This is a genomic window from Streptomyces sp. NBC_01166 (assembly GCF_045039765.1).
In the GTDB taxonomy this organism is placed as follows: domain Bacteria; phylum Actinomycetota; class Actinomycetes; order Streptomycetales; family Streptomycetaceae; genus Streptomyces.
Genome location: NZ_CP108613.1, coordinates 1,316,748 through 1,340,198, shown reverse-complemented (window position 1 = coordinate 1,340,198; position 23,451 = coordinate 1,316,748). Strand labels below are relative to the sequence as shown.

Sequence of the window (23,451 nt, the reverse complement as noted above, 5' to 3'; positions counted from 1 at the left end):
TGCAGCGGACGTAACCACGCTTGATCGTCCGGCGTGACACCCGGGAAACGGGCGTTTCGTACCGTCGCGACATCAGCGTCCCCCATGAAAGGCCGTCCATGACCGTGCCGAACCCGCAGCCGGACACTCCCGCCCAGGTGCGGACGGTCTGCTCGTACTGCGGTGTCGGGTGCGGGATGGTCCTGGACATCGGCATGGGCCCCGACGGCAGGCGCACCGTCCTCAAGGCCACGGGAGACAAGGCGCACCCCGCGAACGGCGGGCGGCTCTGCACCAAGGGGGCGACGAGCGCGGAGATGCTGGCCGCACCGGGCAGGCTGACGACGGCCCTGGTCCGGGCCGACCGCAGCGAGGAGCCCGCGCCGCTGCCCATGGAAGCAGCGGTCAAGGAGACCGCCGGACGGCTGCGCGCGATCGTCGACGAGCACGGACCCGACGCGCTCGCCCTCTACGTCTCCGGGCAGATGACGCTGGAGGCGCAGTACCTCGCCAACAAGCTGGCCAAGGGTTTCGTCCGCACGAGCTGGATCGAGTCCAACTCCCGGCTCTGCATGGCCAGTGCGGGCAGCGGCTATAAACTCTCGCTGGGCGCCGACGGCCCGCCCGGGTCGTACGAGGACTTCGACCACGCCGACACGTTCTTCGTCATCGGCTCCAACATGGCCGACTGCCACCCCATTCTCTTCCTCCGCCTCATGGAGCGGGTGAAGGCCGGCGCGAAACTCATCGTCGTGGACCCCCGGCGCAACGCCACCGCCGCCAAGGCCGACCTGTTCCTGCAGATACGCCCGGGCACGGACCTCGCCCTGCTCAACGGCCTCATGCACCTCCTCGTGGAGAACGGCCACACCGACCCGGAGTTCATCGCCGAGCATACCGAGGGCTGGGAGGCGATGCCCGGCTTCCTGCGGGACTACACGCCCGCCGCGGTCGCGGAGATCACCGGCATCCCCGAGGCGGACATCCGGCTGGCCGCCCGCTGGATCGGCGAGGCGGGTGAGTGGATGAGCTGCTGGACCATGGGCCTCAACCAGAGCACCCACGGCACCTGGAACACCAACGCCCTGATCAATCTGCATCTGGCCACCGGAGCCGTCTGCCGCCCCGGCAGCGGCCCCTTCTCGCTCACCGGCCAGCCCAACGCCATGGGCGGCCGGGAGATGGGCTACATGGGCCCGGGCCTGCCCGGGCAGCGGGGCCTGCAGTCCGACGAGGACCGCGCCTTCACCGAGGAGCTGTGGGGCATCGCCCCCGGGACCCTGCGCACGGACGCGGCGGGCGTCGGGACCGTCGACATGTTCCGGCACATGTCGGACGGTGCGATCAAGGCCTGCTGGATCATCTGCACCAACCCGGTGGCATCCGTGGCCAACCGCCGAACGGTCATCGAAGGGCTCGAGTCCGCGGAGTTCGTGGTCACCCAGGACGTGTTCGCCGACACCGAGACCAACGCGTACGCCGACGTCGCCCTGCCCGCCGCGCTGTGGGGCGAAGCCGAGGGCGTCATGATCAACTCGGAACGGAATCTCACGCTCGCCGGACAGGCCGCCGATCCGCCGGGGGAGGCCTGGCCGGACTGGCGGATCATCGCGCGGATCGCCTGTGAGATGGGGTACGAGGCGGCCTTCGGCTACAGCAGCGCCGAGGAGGTCTTCGAGGAGATCAAGCGGGCCCACAACCCGAGAACCGGCTACGACCTGCGCGGAGTCACCTACGAGCGGCTGCGCCGCACCCCCGTCCAGTGGCCCAGCGCCACCCCGGACGGCCCCGCGCGCAACCCGGTCCGCTACCTCAACGACGGGGTCAGCCAGAACCGGGCCGTACGCGCCGACGGGAGCGTGCCACGGCTCGTGTTCCCCACCCCGAGCGGGCGGGCGGCGTTCTTCGCCCGCCCGCACATGCCGCCGGCCGAGATGCCCGACGACGACTTCCCCTACGTGCTCAACACCGGCCGCCTGCAGCACCAGTGGCACACCCTCACGAAGACGGGGAAGGTCGCCAAGCTCAACAGGCTGAACCCGGGCCCGTTCGTGGAGATCAACCCGCGGGACGCGGCGGCCCTCTCGATCACGGAGGGCGACTCGGTCGAGGTCGCCTCGCGGCGCGGCCGGGCCGTGCTGCCGGCCGTCGTGACCGACCGGGTGCGGCCCGGCGACTGCTTCGCGCCGTTCCACTGGAACGATCTCTTCGGCGAGTACCTCAGCGTCAACGCCGTCACCAACGACGCCGTCGACCCGGTCTCCTTCCAGCCCGAGTTCAAGGTCTGCGCGGTGACGCTGGTGAAGGTCGCCGCCGTCGTGCCGGCCGCCGCGCCGGCCCCCGCCGTCCCTGTCCCGGCTTCCGTGGGCGGCCCCGCCGCCGCCCTCGCCGGGGTGTTCGGGATCGCGGACACGGCCCCGCCCGTACTGACCGAGCACGAGCGGCGCTATCTGTCCGGATTCCTCGCGGGACTCGGGACACAGCCGGCGGGCACCCCCGTACTGCCGGTGCACGCGCCGTTCGAACCCGACCGTGCCCTGTGGGTCAACGGCGTACTGGCCGGCATGTTCTCGCGCGCCCCCGGGGATGCCTCCCGCGCCCCGGAGTCCGCCGGGGCGGCCCAGGGGGCCGGCGCCGTTCCGGGCCGGCAGGTCGTGGTCCTGTGGGCCTCGCAGACCGGGAACGCCGAGGAGGTCGCCGCGGCCGCGGCCCGCCGGCTGACCGCCGAAGGGCGGACGGCGACCCTCCTCGGGATGGATGACAGCCCCCTGGACAGCCTGCCGCGCACAGCCGATCTGCTGGTCGTCACCAGCACGTTCGGCGACGGGGACGCGCCGGACAACGGCTCCGGATTCTGGGAGTCGCTCAACGCGCCCGACACGCCCCGGCTGGACGGGGTCCGCTACGCCGTGCTCGCCCTCGGGGACTCCTCGTACGACGACTTCTGCGGGCACGGCAGGCGGCTCGACGAGCGGTTCGGTGAACTGGGCGCCGTGCGGCTCGTCCCCCGTACGGACTGTGAACCGGACTACGAGGAGCCGGCCGGGCAGTGGCTCGACGAGGTGTTCGCAGCCCTGGGCGCCCCGGCCGTCCCCGCCGGACCCACCGCTCCCGCCACCCCGTCGGCCCCGTCCCGCACCGCCAGGACGGCGACCGGGCGGCTCGTGGGCAACCAGTTGCTCAGCCTCCCCGGCGCCACCAAGGAAGTGCGCCGGTTCACCTTCGACACGCAGGACAGCCCCGTACCGCTCACCTACGAGGCGGGCGACGCACTCGGCGTGGAAGCGCTCAACTGCCCGGAACTGGTAGCGGAGTGGCTCGCGGTGACCGGCCTGGACCCCACGGACACCGTCGAGGTGTCAGGCGTCGGGTCCGTGTCGCTCGGGGACGCGCTCCACCGTCACCTGGACATCGCCCGGATCACCCCCGGGCTGCTGCGCCTGGTCGCCGAACGCACCCACGACCGCACCCTCAAGAAGCTCCTACGCCCGGACAACAAGGGCGAACTCGCCCAGTGGACCTGGGGCCGGCAGGCCGTCGACGTCATCGCCGAGTACTCCGCCCGCGCCTCCGCCGCCGAGTGGGCCGGGGCTCTCACCCGCCTGCGGCCGAGGCTCTACTCCATATCCTCCAGCCCGCTCACCGACCCCGGCCTCGTGAGCCTCACCGTCTCCGTCGTCCGCTACGAGAACCGGCACGGCACCGTCCGCAAGGGCGTGGCCTCCACCTTCCTCGCCGACGCGGAACCGGGCAGCCCCGTCCCCGTGTTCGTCCAGCGTGCCCCGCACTTCCGTCCGCCGGCCGACCCGGCCACCCCCATGGTGATGGTCGGTCCCGGCACCGGGGTCGCCCCGTTCGTCGGGTTCCTCGACGAACGGCGCGCCCTCGGCCACCGCGCCGCGAACTGGCTGTTCTTCGGCGAGCAGCGCAAGGCGACCGACTTCTACTACCGCGACGAACTCGACTCCCTGCACCGCGACTCCACCCTCACCCGGCTGGACACCGCCTTCTCCCGCGACCAGCGGGCCAAGATCTACGTACAGGACCGGATGCGGGAGCACGGTGCCCAGCTCTGGTCCTGGCTCCAGGACGGCGCCCACTTCTACGTCTGCGGCGACGCCTCCCGGATGGCGAAGGACGTGGACCGGGCGCTGCGGGACATCGCCATGGCCCACGGCGGACTCCAGGAGGACGCCGCCGCCGCGTACGTCAAGCAGCTCGCCGCCGACAAACGGTACGTGCGCGACGTGTACTGAGATCAGTTCCCCGACACGGCGGCGCTGAAGGCCGGCAGATACGCGGACTCGTGGCCCTCGGCCGTCGGGTGGACGTTCGAGCTGCTGATCCAGGCGTCGCTCGTGCAGATCTCGTGCCCGGCGAACGCCGGCCGGCCGTCCGCGAACGCGAACCCGGCCGCCGCCGCGTGGCCCGCGATCGTCTCGTTGAGCAGATCCGAACCCCGGTTGACGGCCGTGCGCTTGGCGGAGCTGAGCCCGCCGAGGCAGAGGCCGCCCTCCTTGTAGAGGTGCGGGTAACCGACGACGACGACCTGGGCACGGGGCGCCCGGGCGCGGACGGTCGCGTAGAGGGTGTCCAGCTCGCCCGGCAGCTCGTTCACGACGTACTCCCCGGCCGTCTCCAGGGCCCGCTCGCAGGCCGACTGGGTGGAGTACTGACAGCTGAGCATGGTCGAGGCGAAGCCGGAGTCGTTGCCCCCGATGCTCAGACTGACCAGGGTGGTCTCCTCGTCCAGCTCATCCACCTGGTCGCCGAGCACGTCGGGGATCTTCGCACCACCGCAGGCGGCGAACGAGAACGAGGCCGGGTCGTGGGCATCGGCCCAGAGAGCGGGGTAGGCGTTACGGCTCCGGGTGCACGTGATGTCGGAGTAGCTGCCGGCGCCGGTACCGGAGGCGTACGAGTCGCCGAGGGCCACGTAGTTCACCTCGGCGGCCTCGGGGGCGGCTGCCGCGGTGGACGTGGTGACCGAGGCGATCGCGAGGGCCAGCAGTGCGGCACCGGCGGTACGGGGGAGAGGCATGAGGTTCTCCGTGGTGTGGGGAGGGAACGCGGCCGGCGCACGGCTGCCGCGCGAGGCCGACGGCCGTGACCACGCCCAACCTCCCGCTCCGGCGCGCCCACGTCATCGGTGAAATGACCCGTCCCCCGGCGAGCTGCTACGGCGCGGCCCTCGGCATCGCGGCCTGCTCGGCCTCCGTCACGCGCGGCGTCCTTGCCACAATGAGGTTGCGGGAGAAGCGACGGGGGAGCAGAAGCATGGCTACTGATGCCGGTAGGGACACGGGTGCGGACGGTGCGGCGGACGCCGAGTCCCCGCTGATCGGCGCGGTCCGGGCCGGGGACACCACCGCGGTGCGGAGGATTCTCGTGGAGCACCGCGGCCCCTACGTGGACGACGCCGCGTTCTGCCTGGCGGTCCGCACGCACTCCGGAGCCATCGCCCAACTGCTGCTGCAGTACGGCGCGGATCCCCGGACCGGCGCACCGGGGAGCCTGCTGCCGCTGCGCGAGGCGGTCGACTCGGGGTCGCCCGCTCTGGTCCATGCCCTCCTGGACGACAGGATCCTGGGACGCTACGCCGAGTCGGAGCTGCTGGACGCGCGGGACCTCGCCCGCGACTGGTGCGAGACGGGTGTCGAGGCCGGACTGCGGCGGCGCACGGGTTCCGAGGACGTCGTCACCCGGACCCGGGTCCAGGACGACGAGTACAACAGCGTCGACGAGTGCACCCTCGACGGTATGACCGTGCGGGACGGGCACGGGGCGGTCCTCACACGCCTGGAGGAACTGCTCGGTGCCCGTACCCCGTTCGAGGAGCTCATGGCCCGGGCGACTGTCCACGCCGATCAGGACCACGCGTCATGGGCCGCTGCCACCATGCTGCTGGCTCACCGGCGCGACCGGGCGACCTGGACGGCCGCCGCGGCACTGCGCACGCACACGGAGCCGCTGCACCGCTTGTTCGGCGCCGAGGTACTGCGGCTGACCCATCTCTTCGACGGCAGCGACGAGGACGCGTTCGCCGGCCCCGCCCTGGACACGTTCACCGGCTGGTCGGCCGAGGAGACGGACCCCGCCGTCCTCGCCGAGGTGCTGGTCGCCCTCGGAGAGCACTCCGGTCCGCGAGCGGAAGCGGCCCTCCTGCCCCACGCAGGCCACCATGAGACCCGCGTCCGGCGCGCGGTGGCGCGCGGACTCGGTGCCTGGCCCTCGCCACCCGCCTTCTCCGGCGCGGTTCGCACGGCGCTGCGAGAGCTGATGCGCGACCCGGAGGCAGGGGTGCGGCAGGACGCCTGCCTCACGTTCGCCGACGGCAAGGACCACGATCCCGTCCTCATCGATGCCATGGCTGCTCTGATGGACGACGATGACCGCCACGTCCGGGTCATCGCGGTGTACGGCCTCGCCCGCCACGACGACGGACGGTGCGTGGAAGGGGCCCTTCGCCTCGGCCCGCCGCAGCCCGCTCATCCGGACGAGGAGCACTACCTCGGCGCGGCTTGGGGATACGAGCGGGAGCGGGCCGGCCGCTGACCACCCCCCACTCCACCGACGCCGGTCAGGCGTCCGGAGCGGAAGAAACACATCCGGGAGCTGGAGACTTCCGCGCCGAAGCCTCCCGTCAGCCGGCGGACTCTCCCGCGTGCGGGCTCAGCGCACCCGCGCCGACCAGGATGAACAGCACGATGCCCAGGATCACGCGGTAGATGACGAACGGCATGAAACTCTTCGTCGTGATGAACTTCATGAACCAGGCAATCACGGCATAACCGACGGCGAACGCGATGATCGTCGCGAAGATCGTCGGCCCCCAGGAGACGTGCCCCTCGCCCGCGTCCTTCAGTTCGAACGCGCCCGAGGCCAGCACCGCCGGAATCGCCAGCAGGAAGGAGTAGCGGGCCGCCGCCTCGCGGGTGTACCCCATGAGCAGACCGCCGCTGATCGTCGCGCCCGAGCGGGAGACGCCCGGGATCAGGGCCATCGCCTGGCAGACGCCGAAGATCAGGCCGTCCCTGACACCCAGTTCCTTCAGGGACTTGCGCTCCTTGATGGCCCGGTGCTTGCCGCCGGTCTCGTCGCGGGCCGCGAGCCGGTCCGCGATGCCGAGGACGATGCCCATGACGATCAGTGTGGTCGCGATCAGGCGCAGATCACGGAACGGGCCCTCGATCTGGTCCTTGAAGGTCACCCCGAGCACACCGATGGGAATCGATCCGATGATGACCAGCCAGCCCATCTGGGCGTCGTGGTCGCCGCGCATCGAGGAGTTGGTCAGAGACCGGAACCAGGCCGAGATGATCCGGGCGATGTCCTTGCGGAAGTAGATGAGGACCGCGGCTTCCGTGCCGATCTGCGTGATCGCGGTGAACGCGGCTCCCGGGTCGTGCCAGCCCGCGAACGCCGCGGTCAGCCGCAGGTGCGCGCTGGAGGAGATCGGCAGGAACTCGGTCAGTCCCTGAACGAGGCCCAGGACGAATGATTCGAACCAGCTCATGGGGCTTAGGCCATCCCGGAGGTACTCATGCAACGGCCGACGGACGCGAAGGCCGTCGGCGGCGTGCGGATGCGGTCAGAAAAGGGGACGGGACGCCACGGCCCCGGACATCCTCTGTCGGTTGCGCGCAGCGTATCGCCTGCAGGTGAACGGACTCCCGCCTGCCCCTGGCTACGCCGCGTCGCCCGCCCCGGGCGACGACTCGCCGTCCGTGCCACCCAGCTTGTGCCGCCTGCGCCAGGCCACGAGCGCCGCACCCACCCCGGACAGCACGATGAAGCCCATCGCGGCCAGGAACACCGGTGACGTGGGGGAGGAGGCCGAGCTGCCCGCGATGACGTACGCGGCCGTGTTCGGGATCGAGCCGAGCCCGGTGGCCAGCAGGAACGGCGGATAGCCCATGCGAGAGGTCGCCGCGCAGTAGTTGGCCGCGGCGAACGGCACTCCGGGGAAGAGCCGCAGCGCCAGCATCGACCTGAACCCGTGCCGGCTCAGCAGACCGTCCGCCGCCTTGAGGTACTTGCCGCGCAACAGAGTCCGGAGCGCGTCCTGCCCCAGCACCCTGCCGAGCAGGAAGGAGACGCCGGCACCGAGGACGGTTCCGGCCAGAGCCGCCGCGAGACCGGCCTGGGCACCGAACAGCGCCCCGGCGGCCAGGTTGAGCAGCGGACGCGGTACGAAGGCCACGGTGCACACGCCGTACGCGAGCCCGAACAGCATCGCCGCGGCGGAACCCGTGAGTTGTGGTGGCCAGCCGGAGGCCAGCAGCCGCTGTGGTTCGAACAGCAGCATGGTGGTCGCGGCGGCCAGCAGGACCGCCACGAGCAGGGAGAACCGGGACCAGGGGGACAGCAGCGCCCTCGTACAGCGCACTGCGAGGCCGCCGGAGGGCCGTGTTGCGGGGACGGGGTCGAACATCTGGGGAGCCTAACCGAAACAGGTGTGTGATCGCCGTAACGTGCGGGCGGCGGACGACGAGTCACTCGTCACGCACCCAAGTCCTTCCGGGCGGTGACCCCGGGCCTGGCCGGCCCGGAACAAGGCGCGGTGGCCCCTGTTCCCGGCCGGCCGCGAGGAGCGCTCCGGAGCACGGCACACCCGTTCGCCGCGGTGCGGCAGGCCGCGGTCAGTCGCCGCGCGGACCCCGGAAGTCCACGGAGGTGACGAGGACGTAGTCGAAGTAGATCGGGTCCCCCTCCTCGTCCATCGGGTATTCGAAGCTGCTCTCGTTGGACAGGATCACCTTGAGGTCGGGAAGTGTGTCCACACCGTCGTCGTTCTGCTCGACCGTGTGGCCCCGTTCCTCGAGGCGCTCCAGCAGCTCGTCGGCGGGGGTCCGGAAGACGTCGAGCCCGTCGAGGACGACCGCGACATCGGCGTCCTCGATCTGGAAGCGATACATATGGATGTCGGTCAGCGCGCCCTTGGTGAAGCCGAGGTTGAACTCGGTCCGGGACTCCCTGTGCTCGCAGAGCACCTGTCCGGGCGCGTCGCCGTAGTCCGGGTCGGACGGTGCGAAGCCCAGTTCGCGTGCGGCCCCGACCGCCTCGTCGGCCGACATGCCGAGCCTGAGCGTGGCAACCCCGACCTCCGGCAGCAGTTCCAGAATCATCGCCATACCTTCCGACCGTCCGATACGTACCGCCTACTACTCTGCCGTACCCCCGTGCCCCGCCCTCGAGGTGGTGGCCATCGCGGCGGGGTCCTCATCGCAGCAGTTCGGCCTTGTCGATCGTCCAGCCCTTCTTGGTGAGCAGCGCCTGCAGGTTCTTGTTGTCCTTCAGGCTTTCCACCATCTGCTGGATGTGATCGTCGTACTTTCCTGGGAACTTGCGCTTGATGTCGTCGATGTCCATCCGCATCGCCTCGGTGAGCCGTCCCTGGCTGATCAGTTCGCGCTGCCACTGGTGCCATGCCTGGGCCACCAGGTCGTTGTCGGTGCTGTTCAGCTTCTTGTGGTCGGCGCGTTCCATGCGGATGGCCGGGCCGTTGTTGACCTTCTGTTTCCTGTGCGGCTTGTTCGCGATGTAGAAGCCCGGCTCGATGACCTGCTTCCAGGCCGCCTTGGGCGGGATGTGGTTGACCTCCATCGAGACGGGGAACCGCGTTCCGTTCGCCCTCTCGTTGGCCGGCAGCAGGCCGCCGTACCATCCGGCCTTCTCGGTGCATCCCTTGGCGATCAGCCCCTCAGGATCCATCCAGGTGTACGGATTGGTCACGTAGGTGGCCGGATTGGCGGCGGGGGCGAGCCCCAGCGGGTCGGACGATATGTAGCGGGCAGTCTCCGGGTCGTAGTGCCGGTGGACGTTGTAGTGGAGTCCGGTCTCCGGATCGTCGTACTGGCCCGGGAAGCGCAGCGGGGTGTAGGCGGTGGCGTCGCGGTTCCAGGCCGTGAGACCCCAGACGGTGGAGCGGTTGTGCCAGGCGACCCCGCCCTGTTCGTCGACGAGTTCGGTGGGCGTGCCGACCAGGTCGGTGACGATGGCGAAGAAGCGGCTGTCGATCTCGTCCTGACGGGCGTCGTCGCTGCCTGTGCGGCGCTCCAACTGGGAGAGGGGGCGGTAGCCCTCGTGGTCCCAGGTCAGGGTGACACCGGACGCGACGTCGGTCTGCTCGGCCAGCCGGGTGTCCTCCCAGCAGAAGAGGACCGTGGCAGCGACCGTCGTCCCGTCCGCGTCCATGCGGTGTTTGGCGGTACGACGGCCGAACGGGTCGTAGGTGTAGTGCCACAGCGTGCCGTCCGGCGTGGTGCAGGAGATGAGCCGGTCCTCGGCGTCCCAGGTGTAACGCCAGGTGTCGGGCTTGCGGGACAGGCGCTTCTTCTGGCGCAGTACGACCCGGCCGGCGTCGTCGTACTCGTAGCGCAGCCCGCCCCCGGAGACCAGACGCGTCCCCTCGTACACCCGCTCCCCGCAGCTCTCCGTGTGGCGCGCCCGGTCGGGCCACCGGGCGCCGGTCTGGTTCCCGGCGGCGTCGTAGCTGTACCGCTCCGACCAGTCCTCCACGGTCACTCCGAGCGGCCGACCCAGCGGATCGAGGTCGAACAGGGTGGTCACCCCGTTGAGTTCGTCGGTGGCCGAGGTGAGCAGGCCGTCGGCGCGGTAGCCGAAGGCCCGGGAGCGGACCGTGCGCCGCTCCGTGGACACCGTCTGGGACGTCAGACGCCCGGTGGTGTCCCAGGCGGAGGCGAGCGCCACGGGGGCGGTGGCGGGCCCGAAGGTGCGGAGCAGTTCGCGGCCCAGTACGTCGTGGGTGAAGTCCATGGCGTGGCCGCCCACCGCGACGCGGGTCCGATTGCCGCCCGGGTCGTACGCGTACGACGTGACGGCCCCGGTCGGTGTCGTGCGCGAGATCAGCTCGCCGTGGGCGTCGTAGCCGAAGCGCATGGTGCGGCCGTCGACGGTCTCCGCCAGCAGGCGGCCCGTCGCGTCGCGCTCCAGGGTGAGGACGGACGCCGGTGTCTCGGCCCGGGTCAGCCGGTCGGCCGCGTCGTAGGTGAACCGGGTGACCACCCCGGCGGCGTCCTTCTCCCGCAGGTGACCGAGGGCGTCGTAGGCCATGGTGATGCGGTGGCCGGACGGGCTGACGCGGGCGACGAGCCGCCCGGCCGCGTCGTGCTCGTAGCGCGTGGTGCGGCCGTCGAAGTCCGTCTCCGACGTCGCCAGACCGGTCGGTCCGTGGGTATAGGCCCATGTCGGGCCCTGGGGGCTGCGGACTTCGGTGACCCGCAGTTCGGTGTCGTACGCGAACTCGTACCGCGCCCCGTCCACGCCGGTGCGTGCGGCCAGCAGATCGAACCAGGTGTACTCGAACCGGACCGTGCCGCCCAGGGCATCGGTGTGCGAGAGGCAGTTGCCCTCCTCGTCCCAGGCCCACGTCTCGGTCGTGCCGTCCGGGGCCGTACGCCGCGACATCCGCCCGTCCGGCGTCCACTCCAGCCGGGTCACGGATCCGGCCGCGTCGGCCGACTCGCAGGGCCGCCCGAAGGCGTCCCGCGTGAGGGTGTACGTGGCGCCCTGGGAGTCCGTGGCCGACAGAGTGAGTCCCGCCGGATCGTTGACCCGCCGCTCCGTCATGCCGTTGGGGAAGGTCACCGTGGCGGGGGCGCCCGTCGCGTCGTACGTGTAGCTGGTCGACGTGCCGTCCGGGGCCGTCACCGACAGCCGGTTCCCCCGGTCGTCGAAGGCCTGCCGCCAGACGGACCCGTCCGGGCTCGCGACCGATACGGGCAGATGCCGCTCGTCGTAGGCGGCCGACGCGCGGCGCCCGTCGGGCAGGAGCATCGTGACCAGGTCGCCACGCTCGTCGTAGCCGAATTCGGCCGTGTTGCCGAGTTCGTCGGTGCGCGACAGCAGATTGTCGTAGCGGTCCCAGGTGTACAGCACGGTGTGGCCCAGGGCGTCGGTCTCGGCGACGGTCTGGCCGAGGTCGTTGAACCGGGTGACGGTCATCGCGCCCGTTGAGTCGGTGAACCTGGTGACGCGGGCCTCGGTGTCGTAGGAGAAGCGCGAGGAGAGCGCCCCGTCGGGGCCGATCGTCTCCACCACCCGGCCCGCGATGTCGTACACATAGGCGTACGTGTAGCCGTTGCGGTCCGTCCACGACGTGACGCGGCGGTCGCCGTCGTAGGTGAAGCGCAGCGGCACACCGGACGAGCCCGCGACGGACTCCAGGTTCCGCCCGGTGTCGTATCCGAAGGAGGCCACCCGCACCGGTCCTTCAGGGGTCTGCACGTCCAGGCCGGTGACCACTCCGCGTTCGGGGTCGGTACTCACGCGCACCCGGTAGCCGGCGTCGTGCGTCACGAGGACCGGCAGGCCGTCCTCGGTGCGGCTGATCCGGTAGGCGTTGCCGTTGCGGTCCTCGATCTCGTTCAGCCAGTACAGGCCCGAGCGGTACGGGTTGCCCGCGAAGCGCCGGACGAGTCCCGTACGCGGGTCGGTGACCTCGTACGTGACATTGCCGAGGGCACCCTGGTCGACGAAGGCGAGCGGCAGCCGGTCGCCCTCCAGCGGCAGTGTCTCCGGGCCCCCTTCAGCCGGCAGTGCCGGATAGAACAGGACGGATCCGTCCTCCCGCGCCCAGGCCGCGCCCGCACCGGTCATCTCCAGGCGCTCGTCGAATGTGGATGCCCAGCTGCTGCCGTAGCAGTGGCCGAAGCGGTAGCCGGATATGTGTGTGCGGCTCAGCACCAGGGACAGCATGCCCGGCAGGACCAGGTCGGTCTGGGACATCACCATCTCTCCGCTGGCCACGTCCACCGGGTCGGTCTTGCAGCGCCTGCTGAGCAGGGACATCGCCACCTCGCGGGCACGGTCCAGCGCCTCACGCATCGACTTGGGGCGCCGGCGTACGGGCTCCGAGCTCCTACGGCGGACGTCGCCGCCGTCCTTGTCGTCCTTCGACGAGATGGCCTTGATGCCGTCGCGGATGTCGCCGTCGGTGTCCTTGTGCGTCTTGGAACTTCTGGTGATGGCGGCGGGGACCTTCTTGCCGACGTGGTTCCCCAGGTCGTCGAGCGCCTTCGTGAGCTTCTCCGTGATGCCCTCGATGGTGGTGTCGAGAACAGCGGTGAGGGAGTCCTTGCCCTTGGCCCGGCCATGGTGCCCCTTGGCCCTGCTCAGCTTGCTGCCGGCCCGGGACCGCATGGTGACCTCCACGGAGGCCAGGTGCATACCGGACTTGCCGTGCGCGTCGTGGTCGATGTCCAGACCGCTCCCGGAACCGGGACCGGTGGGGCCGCCCGCCGAGTTGATCTGGAGGCCGTCCTTGCCCGCCTGCTTCGTCTGGCCGGCGTCGTAACCGTCCTGGACGCCGGCGACGTTCATCGCGGTCTGTATCGCCAGGTCGGCGACGATGTTCTCGATCGCGGCCACCGCGGGCTCCGTGAGCATGGCGACGATCTCCGAGACGGCCGCCTCCGCCATCTCCTTCAGGATCCGCTTGAACGCGATCCGGGTTGCGGCGATCTTGGCGCCGGCCAGCAGCGTCGACAGGCCGGCCGTCACCGGAGCGAAGGCCAGGGTGACGCCCACCGTGGCGCACAGGTCGGCCAGTTCGCCCACCGCGGCGATCTTGCGGGCGACGATGATGTCGGCGACCCGGTCGAGCGCACCGGCCACCAGGCGGGCGGCCTTGGCAAGATCCTTGTGCTTCCCCTGCACCTTCGACCAGTGCCGGTCCAGGGCGGCCAGCGACTCACTCTGCCCGGTGGCGAGCAGTCTCTGTATGTGTCCGTAGGCGGTCCCCGCATCGTCGTCCGCGTCGTCCGCGAACTCCCGCAACGAGTCCGCCATGTCGCGGTAGGCGTCCTCGTCCACGTTCGGCCAGCCGACACCGATGACATCGAGCATCGTGTCGACGCCCTCAGGAATTGTGTAACCCACGACGCAACAGCCCCCGTTCCCCTTCGCGCTGCGATCTTCCGATGATCGATCTTGCGTGTGACGCGCCGTCGGATCAACCGGTTCCCTCCCCAGCGCCGCGCGGCAGGCGGGGGTCGGGCAGCGCGAAAATCATTCGACGTCGTGCGGTCGCTCCGCCATGATCAGGGCATGTTCCGGTACGCCTTCCTCGCAGCGCAGTCCGCAGTCGCGGACGCGCCGAAGGCTGCCGTGAGCCTCGCGGCCGCATGCACCGCAGCAGTCGCAGCAGCAACTGACGCAGCGTTCGCCGCTGCCACGGCGCCCTTCGGCGGCGCCCGAAGCTGACCCTCCCCCGACAGTCCGGCGGACCCCGCAAGGGGAGGGTCGGCGGGGCCCTGGGGTCTTCTCTTCTCAGCTTCGAATTCCAAGGAACGAGCCATGCCCAAGACGGCATACGTGCGCACCAAGCCGCACCTCAACATCGGCACCATGGGCCACGTCGACCACGGCAAGACCACCCTGACCGCCGCCATCACCAAGGTGCTCAGCGACCGCGGCACCGGCACCTTCGTGCCGTTCGACCGGATCGACCGGGCCCCGGAGGAGGCTCAGCGCGGCATCACCATCAACATCGCGCACGTCGAGTACGAGACCGACACCCGCCACTACGCGCACGTCGACATGCCCGGACACGCCGACTACATCAAGAACATGGTCACCGGGGCGGCGCAGCTCGACGGGGCGATCCTCGTCGTCTCCGCGCTCGACGGCATCATGCCGCAGACCGCGGAGCACGTCCTGCTGGCCCGTCAGGTCGGCGTCGACCACATCGTCGTCGCCCTCAACAAGGCCGACGCCGGTGACCCCGAGCTCACCGACCTGGTCGAGCTGGAGGTCCGTGAGCTTCTCTCCGCGCACGGTTACGGCGGGGACACCGTGCCCGTCGTACGGGTGTCGGGGCTCGGCGCGCTCCAGGGGGACCCTCGATGGACGGCGTCCATCGAGGGGCTGCTGGACGCCGTCGACACGTATGTACCGATGCCGGTGCGCTACACCGACGCGCCGTTCCTCCTGTCCGTGGAGAACGTGCTCACCATCACCGGCCGCGGCACCGTCGTCACCGGGGCCGTGGAGCGCGGGACGGTGCGCGTCGGGGACCGGGTGTCGGTGCTCGGCGCGGACGTCGAGACGGTCGTCACCGGCCTGGAGACCTTCGGGAAGCCGATGGAGTCCGCCGAGGCCGGCGACAACGTCGCGCTGCTGCTGCGCGGGGTCGAGCGCGACCGGGTACGCCGCGGCCATGTGGTCGCGGCGCCCGGCAGCGTGACCCCGAGCCGGCGGTTCACCGCGCAGGTGTACGTCCTGTCGGCTCGGGAAGGAGGCCGGACCACGCCGGTCACCACGGGATACCGGCCGCAGTTCTACATCCGTACGGCGGACGTCGTCGGGGACGTCGACCTCGGCGAGGCGGCGGTGGCGCGGCCCGGCGACACGGTCACCATGACCGTCGAGCTCGGCCGTGACGTCCCGCTGGAGTCCGGCCTCGGTTTCGCGATCCGCGAGGGCGGCCGCACGGTCGGCGCCGGTACGGTCACCGGTCTGCTCTGACGGCTCGGCGCGGCCTGTTTCCCCACCCCCCGGGGAGGCGGGCCGCGCGCCGTGCCCCAGACTGGGTGCCATGGCAGACACAGCTCTCGTACTGGGTGCCGGAGGCGTCACCGGCACCGCCTGGGAAACCGGCATCCTGCACGGCCTCGCCAAGGCGGGCGTCGACCTCTCCACCGCCGATGTGATCGTCGGAAGCTCGGCGGGGGCCATCGTCGGGGCGCAGCTGGCATTCGGCCCCGCCGGCATCGACGACCTCTACGAGCGGCAGTTGGCCTCCCCGGAGAACGAGCGGGGAGCGGCGGGCCGGCTCGGGCCCGTCACCATCCTGCGGTACGCGAGAGCCGTGCTCTCCTCCCGCACACCCGACGAATACGGACGCAGACTGGGCGCCCTGGCCCGGGACAGCCGCCTCGCGGCGACCGCGGACGAACGACGCGAGTCGATCGCGAGCAGGCTCCCGTCGCCCGAATGGCCCGAACGGCACCTGCTGATCACCGCCGTGGACGCGCTGACGGGCGCTCTGCACACCTTCGACAGGACGGGCACGGTCGCACTCACCGACGCCGTCACCGCGAGCTGCGCGGTCCCGGCGGTCTGGCCCGTGGTCAGCGCCGGCGGCGGGAGCTGGATCGACGGCGGCGTGCACTCCCCGGCCAACGCCCACCTCGTTTCCGGTTACGAACGCGTCATCGTGATCGCACCCACCGCGAGCGGCAACAAGGTGATCGCCTCGCCCCGCGCACAGGCCGCCGAATTGGAGGCCGCGGGCGCCCGCGTCGAGGTCATCACCCCGGACGCCGGCACCCGGAAGGCCATCGGCCGGAACTCCCTGGACCCGGCCCGCCGGGCCGCGGCAGCCAGGGCCGGCCTCGCCCAGTCCGCCGCCCACACCGAGGCGGTCGCCGCGGTGTGGAACGGCTGACCCTGCGGGAGAGAGGGGCAGGCGCCCGTCACCACAGGGGCTCGGAGCCCGTCACAATGGAGGGGTGAACGAGCCGATACCCGTCATCCGCGACACCGATTGCGGCACCGCCAGGCTGCTGCCCGACGTCGACCGGGACCGGGCCTGGCTGCTCACGGTCGACGGGGCCCCGCAGTCCTACGTCGATCTGGACGCGCCGGAGCACCTCGAATTCGAGTACGTACGCCGGCTCGGCCATGTCGTGGACCGGGCCGGCGCACCGGGAACGCCGCTGGAGGCCGTGCATCTCGGCGGCGGGGCGCTCACGCTGCCGCGGTACGTCGCGGCCACCCGCCCCGGCTCGCGGCAGCAGGTGGCCGAGGCGGACAGGGGGCTCGTCGACCTGGTCCGCGAGCACCTGCCGCTGCCCCGGGACGCGGGCGTCACCGTGCACGGCACCGACGCCCGGGGCTGGCTGGAAGAGGCGCCGGAGGACTCCGCCGACCTGTTGATCGCCGATGTCTTCGGCGGGGCGCGGGTGCCCGCGCACCTCACCTCCGTGGAGTACGCGCGGGCCGCCGGACGCGTCCTGCGGAAGGACGGCGTCTACGCGGCCAACCTGGCCGACAGCGCTCCCTTCGCCTTCCTGCGGTCCCAACTGGCCAACTTCGCAGAGGTCTTCGACGAGCTCGCCCTCATCGCCGAACCGGCTGTCCTGCGCGGCCGGCGCTTCGGGAACGCCGTGCTGCTCGCCTCCCGCGCCCCGATCGACGTCGCTCCGCTCACCCGGCTGTGCGCCGCCGACGCGTTCCCCGCGCGGGTCGAGTACGGTGCGGCCCTCACCCGGTTCATGCGCGGCGCGAAGCCGGTGCGGGACAGCGAGGCCGTGGCCTCACCCGAGCCCCCGGACGGCGCCTTCAGCATCGGCTGACTCCCGGGACCGCTCCGGGACGCTGACCTGCTTCACCGAGGTGCGCCGCGTCAGATTCCTGACATCCGGGACGAACAGCACACCCGCCGTCACCAGCACGATCAGAGCGGCACAGCCCCAGAGGGCCTGGCTGCGCCCGACGAGCGTCTCCACCGGGCCGGCCGCGGCCGTGGCCAGCGGCACCATCGCCACCGAGCCGAACCAGTCGTACGCCGCGACCCGGGAGAGCTTCTCCTCCGGGATCTCCTGGTGAAGAGCGGTCATCCAGGAGACCCCGAACACCTCGATGGCGACCCCGGTCACGAACATCACCGCGCAGAGGCCTGCCACCGGCAGCGGGATCGCGAGCCCCGCGGACGGCAGGGCCAGCGGGAACACGCAGAGCGTCCCGGCCAGCAGCAGCCGCCTGGGTTTCCACCGCATCATCAGCAGCGCCCCGCCCAGCGTGCCGACCCCGAACGCCGCGAGAGCGAACCCCCAGGGGCGGGCACCTCCGAGCTCGTCCCGCGCCACGAGCGGTCCGTACACCGCCTCGGCGGCCCCGACGACGGCCACCACAACGGAGAACTGCAGCACGACGGCCCAGAGCCAGGGGCGCCCGACGACCTCCTGCCAGCCGTCACGGAGATCGGCGAGCAGCCCGTCGCCAGGTGCGCGCGCGGGGATGTGGCTCACGTCCAGGAAGGCCCGGAGGCCACCGGCGACGGCGAACGCGGCGGCGTCGACCGCCAGCACCCAGCCCGGGTCCATGGCCGCGATCATGGCCCCGCCGAGTGCCGCGCCGCCGATGGCGGCGCCGTGCATCGACATCCGGAAGAAGGCGAAGGCGCGGGCCGCCTGTTCACCGCTGACGCTGGACATCAGCATGCCCTCGGCCGCCGGGCCGAAGAAGGCCTGCCCGGTGCCGCAGAGCGCCGTCAGCAGCATCATGTGCCACAGCTCGGCGTCGCCGGTCAGCACCAGCCAGGCGAAGACCGCCTGCGAGACACAGTTGAGCGTGTTCGCGGCCACCATCACCCGGTGGCGCGGCAGCCGGTCCGCCACCGCTCCGCCGATCAGCAGGAAGAGCACCAGCGGCGCCGTACGCGCGGCTGCGACCAGGCCGACGTCGCCGCCGTCGCCGCCCGACTCCAGAACCGCGAACGCCGCCGCGATCAGAGCGCCGTTGGTGCCCAGGCTCGTGATGATCGCGGCGGCGGTCAGCAGACCGAAATTGCGGCCTTCCGGCAGGGAGCGGAGGGCGGGGGACGGTGAGGGGGCGGCGGAAGTCACCAAGGGACTATCCCCGGCCCGCCCCCCTCCCGCCAAATGGATCGTCCAGGCGGTGTGCGCCGGAGGCTCAGGACGCGGTCTCCGCGCCCTCCGCCAGACGCACGGTGCTGAGGATCTTCTGGATGGTCGCGTCCGGGAGTTCGTCGTCGATCCCCGCGTTCGCGTAGAGGATCCAGGAGGAGTACTCGTCCTTGGCGTTCTTGAAGGTGAACGCGATCGACTTGCCGTCGGTGTCGCACTTGTTCTTGTTGGCCAGCCCCGTGGCGGTGGCCGTGACGACGCTGCCCGAGAGTCCCGACTTGGTCGTGTACGGCTTGGGCTTGCCGACCTTCACCTTGTCCTTCGGGTCCTCCTGCGCATAGGCGGCCCAGACCCAGTTGGCGGCCTCGTTCGTGGCTGCCTCGTCCGTGTTCTTGGCGCCCTGCCCGCCCTTGGTGCCGACCCCGGCCAGGCTGGTGTCGTCCTTGGTCCCGTCCTTGTCCGGGTCGTCGGTGCACCACTTCGTCTTGTAGTGCGCGGGCGCGGAGAAGCCGACCGCCGGAGGACCCGTGGGGTTCTTCACGTCCTCGAAGCCCGAGATCACACCGGTGCCCGAGACCTCCCAGTCGCCGGGCACGTCGAACTGCGTGCCCCACTTGGGGTTGGTCACGACCTTCCAGCCCGGAACCGTGGGCGCCGCGTCCTCGCCGCCCCGCGGGTTGGCCGCGGGGGAGGACGACGCGGACTCGGACGCCTTCGCGGACGGCGACGAGGACGCCTTGCCGTCGGCCACGTCCGAGCCGCCCTTGTCGTCGTCCTTGTTCATCACGACGACACCGGTGACGACCGCCGCGACGACGACCGCGGTGGCCGCGACCACGGCGACGATCGTCGTCTTCTTCTTGTCGTCCGGCTGGGGCCCGCCCGGCCCGCCCGGTACGGCGTACTGCGGCACCGTGGGCTGCTGGTACGGGTTGGGCTGCGGATAGCCCGGCTGACCCTGCTGTTGGTATCCCGGCTGCTGATAGGGATTCGGCTGTTGGTACCCCGGCTGCTGGTACGGGTTCTGATTCTGGTCCTGCGGGTTCTGCTCGCCCCCGGGCGGCTGCTGTCCTGGCCACATGGCCAGTAACCATAGAGGGGTGGGGAGCCCTCTGCCACGGGCGCCCCTGTGAGGGGATGGTCAAAGAGTGCTACTCGCTAGTAACATCGCGGCCATGAGCACAGAAGAGATGACAGTCGGCGACATCCTGTCCGCGAGCGTCCCGATGGTCCGGACCCTCGGCATCACGTACCTCGAAACGACCGCGGAGCGCGCTGTCCTCTCGCTCCCCGACCGGGCCGAGTACCACAACCACCTAGGCGGCCCCCACGCCGGAGCGATGTTCACGCTCGCGGAGTCGGCGAGCGGCGCGATCGTCGTCGCCGCGTTCGGCGACCAGATGACCCGGGCCGTCCCGTTGCCCGTCACCACGGAGATGGCCTTCAAGAAGGTGGCCATGGGCGAACTCACCGCGACGGCGGTGCTCGGCCGCCCGGCGGCCGAGGTCGTCGCCGAACTCGACGAGGGCAAGCGTCCAGAGTTTCCCGTGAGCGTCGAGATCCGGCGCGCCGACGGCGCCGTCACCAGCGAGATGAGCGTGGTCTGGACACTGCGCCCGAACCGCTGACCGCCGCCGGGCCCCCGTACGCCCCGGTCGGGGGCCGTGGGGGCCGCTCCGGCCGTCCGGCCCGGTAGGCTGCCCGCCGTGCACCACCCGTGGTGCACGGCCGCAGATCTCTTACGGGAAGGACCCCGCGTTGCACGTCCAGGAGTGGCTCGAGACCGTCCCCGCGGTCAGCATTTACCTCCTGGTGGGGGTCGTCATCGGACTCGAGAGTCTGGGCATTCCGCTGCCCGGCGAGATCATCCTCGTGAGTTCGGCGCTCCTCGCCTCCCAGCACGGCGACATCGACCCCGTGGTGCTCGGCGCCTGTGCGTCCGCCGGAGCGATCATCGGCGACTCCGTCGGGTATGCCATCGGCCGCAAGGGAGGGCGCCCCCTGCTCGCCTGGCTCGGCGGAAAGTTCCCCAAGCACTTCGGGGCGCCCCAGATCGCCATGGCGGAGCGCTCGTTCGAGAAGTGGGGCATGTGGGCGGTCTTCTTCGGCCGCTTCGTCGCACTGCTGCGGATCTTCGCGGGACCGCTGGCCGGTGTTCTGCACATGCCGTACTGGAAGTTCCTCATCGCCAACGTGCTGGGCGGGATCGTCTGGGCCGGCGGCACCACCGCCGTCATCTACTCGGTGGGAGTCGTCGCCGAGGCGTGGCTCAAGCGCTTCTCGTGGCTGGGGCTGCTGGCCGCCGTGCTGATCGGCCTGGTCTCGATGCTGGTACTGAAGAGCCGCGCCAAGAAGGCCGCGGAGCAGGCCGAGCACCCGGTGCCGGCACCCGAGCCGGACGCGGTCCCGGCCGACTGACCCGGCGCGGGCCCCTCGAGGGGCCCGCCGCGGCCGTCAGTCCTCCTGGTGCGCCGCGCGGTGGGCCTTCGCCAGCTCCACGTACCCCGCCGCGTTGAAGGCGATGCCCTCGCGTTCCTCGGCGGTCAGCTCCCGCTTGACCTTCGCGGGCACCCCGGCGACGAGGGACCCCGGCGGAACCCGCATCCCCTGCGGCACGAGAGCCTGTGCGGCGATCAGGGAACCCGCCCCGATGTGCGCGCCGTTGAGCACGGTGGCGCCCATGCCGACCAGGACGTCGTCCTCGATGACGCAGCCGTGCAGTACGGCGTTGTGACCGACGGAGACCCTGGCGCCCACCGTCAGGGGGAAGCCGGGGTCCGTGTGCACGCTGCAGTTGTCCTGGATGTTGCTGTCGGGCCCGAGGGAGATCGGGCCGGCGTCGGCGCGGAGCACCGCGTGGTACCAGACGCTGGAGCCCGCGGCCATCGACACATCGCCGATCACGACGGAGGTCGGGGCGAGGAAGGCGTCCGGATCGATGTCCGGCTCCTTGCCGCCGATACCGGTGACCAATGCCTGCAATGCCATCGCCTGCTCCTCCGGTGGGGTGTGGTGCGCTCGGCGCCCCTTGCTCCGCACGAACCGTAATGGACGGTCCCGGCGCCCCGGACAGGTGGGGTGAACATCACAGCCCGTCGCGCGGACCCGCTCCGCCCGGGCGGACTACCGTGAGCGGGTGCCGAAGAACCGGAACTCGTTCTCCTCCCTGGCCCTCCGGCGGCGTGGCCTCGCGTCCCGCGCCGTCCACCGCGTCTGGGCCTGGGTGCAGGAGACCGGAGCGGTCACCGCGCAGCACCCCGGGCGCCTCCGCTTCCGCCGTATCGGCACGGGAACCCGGCTCGCCTTCCCGCAGGGCACCGTCTTCGGGGAACCATGGATCGAACTGGGCGACCACTGCATCATCGGTGAACAGGTGACGCTCACGGCCGGCCTGATGCCCGATCTGGATCTGGGGGCCGAGACCGTCCTGACCCTGGGCGACGGTGTGGTGCTCGGCCGGGGCAGCCACGTCATCGCCGACACCAGCGTCTCGATCGGCTCGGACACCTACTGCGGTCCGTACGTCTACATCACCTCCACCAACCACAGTTACGACGATCCCCACGAGCCGGTCGGCAAGCAGTGGCCGCGCATGGAGCCGGTCGAGATCGGGCCAGGCTGCTGGATCGGCACCGGGGCGGTGATCCTCCCGGGGGCCAGGCTCGGCCGCAACGTGGTGGTCGCGGCAGGAGCCGTCGTACGCGGAGAGGTCCCCGACCACGCGGTGGTGGCTGGGGCGCCGGCCCGGGTGGTGCGGAGCTGGGATCCGGAGAAGGGCTGGCAGCCGCCGCTGCGTACTCCCGCGCCGGTGCCGATCCCCGACGGGGTCACGCCCGAGCAACTGGCCGCTGTGGCCCTGCTGCTGGAGGACGCGGCCGACGGGGCCTGACATGCCCCTCGGCCCCGCCCGCCCTCTCCCGGGAGCCCCTCAGCCTGTCGCCAGCAGGAGTGTTCCGAGCAGGGCCAGCCCCGCGCCCGCCGCCTGGACCCCGCGCAGTCGCTCACCCAGCACGCCTCGCGCCGCCAGCGCCGTCACCACCGGATACAGCGAGGCCAGGACGGCGGCCACCGTCACCGGGCCGTGCTGGGCGGCGATCGAATACGTGCCGTTGGCCGCGACATCGGCGAGCCCGACGAAGGCCAGTGCGGGGAGCGCGGCCCGGACGACGGCCGCCCCGCCGTCCTCGGGCAGTGCGCGGCCGCCCCGGCGTACGGAGACGTACAGGGCCGTGCCGCCCACCGTGATGTTCGTGAGCCGCTGGACGAAGAGGGCGAGGAAGAGACCGGTCACCGTGGTGGAGGCCTCCGCGATCAGGGTCATCACCGCTCCGAAGCCGAAAGCGGCCAGCAGGGTCAGCACGACCGCCTGGCGCTGCACCGGCGCGCCGCGCAGCTGCGGCCCACCGGCCATGACGACCCCCGCGACGGCGACCGCCACCCCGGCGAACTGCAGCAGCCCGGGCCGCTCGCCGACCAGCAGCCCCACTCCCACCGGGACCGCCACTCCGAGGGAGCCGAGCGGGGAGACCACGCCCATCGGGCCCAGCGCCAGGGCCTTGTAGAAGCTCAGCATCGCGACAGGGCCGACGGCCCCCGCCGCGACCGCGAACCAGAGGCGGCTCCCGGCCTCGCTCCAGCCGCCCGTCGCGATCACGACGGTCCCGAGGACGACGGCGGCGATGCACTGCGACACGACGACCACGGTGAGGGCGGGGGTGCGCCGGGTCAGCAGGCCGCCGCCGAAATCGGCCAACCCCCACAGCAGGCTCGTGGCCAGGGCGAACAGTGCTGTCATCGGGTGCCTCGCAGTACAGTCTGATGGTCGGGTGGGGACACCACACGGTAGTGCAGTATTTTC

The 23,451-nt window shown here is 71.3% G+C and carries 17 protein-coding genes; 8 read left to right on the top strand and 9 right to left on the bottom strand.

Going from position 1 to position 23,451, the window contains the following annotated elements:
- Positions 1–98: 98 nt before the first annotated feature.
- Positions 99–4,235, top strand: a complete 4,137-nt coding sequence (locus OG379_RS06165) for a molybdopterin-dependent oxidoreductase (RefSeq protein ID WP_405660139.1) — start codon at positions 99–101, stop codon at positions 4,233–4,235.
- A 2-nt stretch (positions 4,236–4,237) separates the two neighbouring features.
- On the opposite strand, the gene OG379_RS06160 is transcribed toward OG379_RS06165, so the two are convergent.
- Complete coding sequence (locus OG379_RS06160) at positions 4,238–5,020, bottom strand: SGNH/GDSL hydrolase family protein (RefSeq protein WP_405660136.1); 783 nt, start codon at positions 5,018–5,020, stop codon at positions 4,238–4,240.
- A 236-nt stretch (positions 5,021–5,256) separates the two neighbouring features.
- Here OG379_RS06160 and OG379_RS06155 point away from each other — a divergent pair, with 236 nt between their 5' ends.
- Positions 5,257–6,534, top strand: a complete 1,278-nt coding sequence (locus tag OG379_RS06155) for a HEAT repeat domain-containing protein (protein ID WP_405660133.1) — start codon at positions 5,257–5,259, stop codon at positions 6,532–6,534.
- Positions 6,535–6,622: 88 nt separating this feature from the next.
- On the opposite strand, the gene OG379_RS06150 is transcribed toward OG379_RS06155, so the two are convergent.
- The 4 genes from OG379_RS06150 to OG379_RS06135 all read right to left on the bottom strand — a co-directional run bounded on the left by OG379_RS06150 (position 6,623) and on the right by OG379_RS06135 (position 13,881).
- Entirely contained in the window at positions 6,623–7,495 is an 873-nt protein-coding gene (locus tag OG379_RS06150; protein WP_393757104.1) for an undecaprenyl-diphosphate phosphatase, read from the bottom strand.
- A gap of 171 nt (positions 7,496–7,666) precedes the next feature.
- A complete protein-coding gene (locus OG379_RS06145; RefSeq protein WP_393757102.1) occupies positions 7,667–8,413 on the bottom strand; it encodes a TVP38/TMEM64 family protein in 747 nt (248 codons plus the stop codon).
- Positions 8,414–8,621: 208 nt separating this feature from the next.
- The gene (locus OG379_RS06140) at positions 8,622–9,113 is read right to left on the bottom strand and encodes a hypothetical protein (protein WP_393757100.1); all 492 of its coding nucleotides are present in this window, start codon (positions 9,111–9,113) and stop codon (positions 8,622–8,624) included.
- 88 nt (positions 9,114–9,201) lie between these two features.
- Entirely contained in the window at positions 9,202–13,881 is a 4,680-nt protein-coding gene (locus OG379_RS06135) for an RHS repeat-associated core domain-containing protein (RefSeq protein WP_405660129.1), read from the bottom strand.
- Between the two features lie 417 nt (positions 13,882–14,298).
- On the opposite strand from OG379_RS06135, the gene tuf reads away from it, so the two are divergent.
- From tuf to OG379_RS06120, 3 genes are all read left to right on the top strand, one after another.
- Entirely contained in the window at positions 14,299–15,468 is a 1,170-nt protein-coding gene (gene tuf, locus OG379_RS06130; RefSeq protein ID WP_382495411.1) for an elongation factor Tu, read from the top strand.
- Positions 15,469–15,538: 70 nt separating this feature from the next.
- Positions 15,539–16,390: a patatin-like phospholipase family protein gene (locus tag OG379_RS06125; RefSeq protein ID WP_405660126.1), complete on the top strand. Its 852-nt coding sequence runs from the start codon at positions 15,539–15,541 to the stop codon at positions 16,388–16,390.
- Positions 16,391–16,454: 64 nt separating this feature from the next.
- Entirely contained in the window at positions 16,455–17,300 is an 846-nt protein-coding gene (locus tag OG379_RS06120) for a spermidine synthase (RefSeq protein ID WP_405660124.1), read from the top strand.
- On the opposite strand, the gene OG379_RS06115 is transcribed toward OG379_RS06120, so the two are convergent.
- Positions 17,262–18,572, bottom strand: a complete 1,311-nt coding sequence (locus tag OG379_RS06115) for an MFS transporter (RefSeq protein ID WP_405660122.1) — start codon at positions 18,570–18,572, stop codon at positions 17,262–17,264. The two genes, OG379_RS06120 and OG379_RS06115, sit on opposite strands and share 39 nt — an antisense overlap.
- 67 nt (positions 18,573–18,639) lie before the next feature.
- Positions 18,640–19,674 carry a hypothetical protein gene (locus tag OG379_RS06110; RefSeq protein WP_405660120.1) on the bottom strand — a complete coding sequence of 345 codons (1,035 nt, stop codon included), beginning with the start codon at positions 19,672–19,674 and terminating at the stop codon, positions 18,640–18,642.
- 109 nt (positions 19,675–19,783) lie between these two features.
- Here OG379_RS06110 and OG379_RS06105 point away from each other — a divergent pair, with 109 nt between their 5' ends.
- On the top strand, positions 19,784–20,221 hold the full coding sequence (locus OG379_RS06105; RefSeq protein ID WP_405668420.1) for a DUF4442 domain-containing protein: 438 nt from the start codon (positions 19,784–19,786) through the stop codon (positions 20,219–20,221).
- Positions 20,222–20,351: 130 nt separating this feature from the next.
- A complete protein-coding gene (locus OG379_RS06100; protein WP_405660117.1) occupies positions 20,352–21,011 on the top strand; it encodes a DedA family protein in 660 nt (219 codons plus the stop codon).
- A 36-nt stretch (positions 21,012–21,047) separates the two neighbouring features.
- On the opposite strand, the gene OG379_RS06095 is transcribed toward OG379_RS06100, so the two are convergent.
- Complete coding sequence (locus OG379_RS06095) at positions 21,048–21,581, bottom strand: gamma carbonic anhydrase family protein (protein ID WP_399234484.1); 534 nt, start codon at positions 21,579–21,581, stop codon at positions 21,048–21,050.
- 148 nt (positions 21,582–21,729) lie between these two features.
- Here OG379_RS06095 and OG379_RS06090 point away from each other — a divergent pair, with 148 nt between their 5' ends.
- On the top strand, positions 21,730–22,482 hold the full coding sequence (locus OG379_RS06090; RefSeq protein ID WP_405660115.1) for an acyltransferase: 753 nt from the start codon (positions 21,730–21,732) through the stop codon (positions 22,480–22,482).
- Between the two features lie 39 nt (positions 22,483–22,521).
- Here OG379_RS06090 and OG379_RS06085 read toward each other — a convergent pair whose 3' ends face one another.
- A complete protein-coding gene (locus OG379_RS06085) occupies positions 22,522–23,388 on the bottom strand; it encodes an EamA family transporter (protein ID WP_405660112.1) in 867 nt (288 codons plus the stop codon).
- Positions 23,389–23,451: the final 63 nt, after the last annotated feature.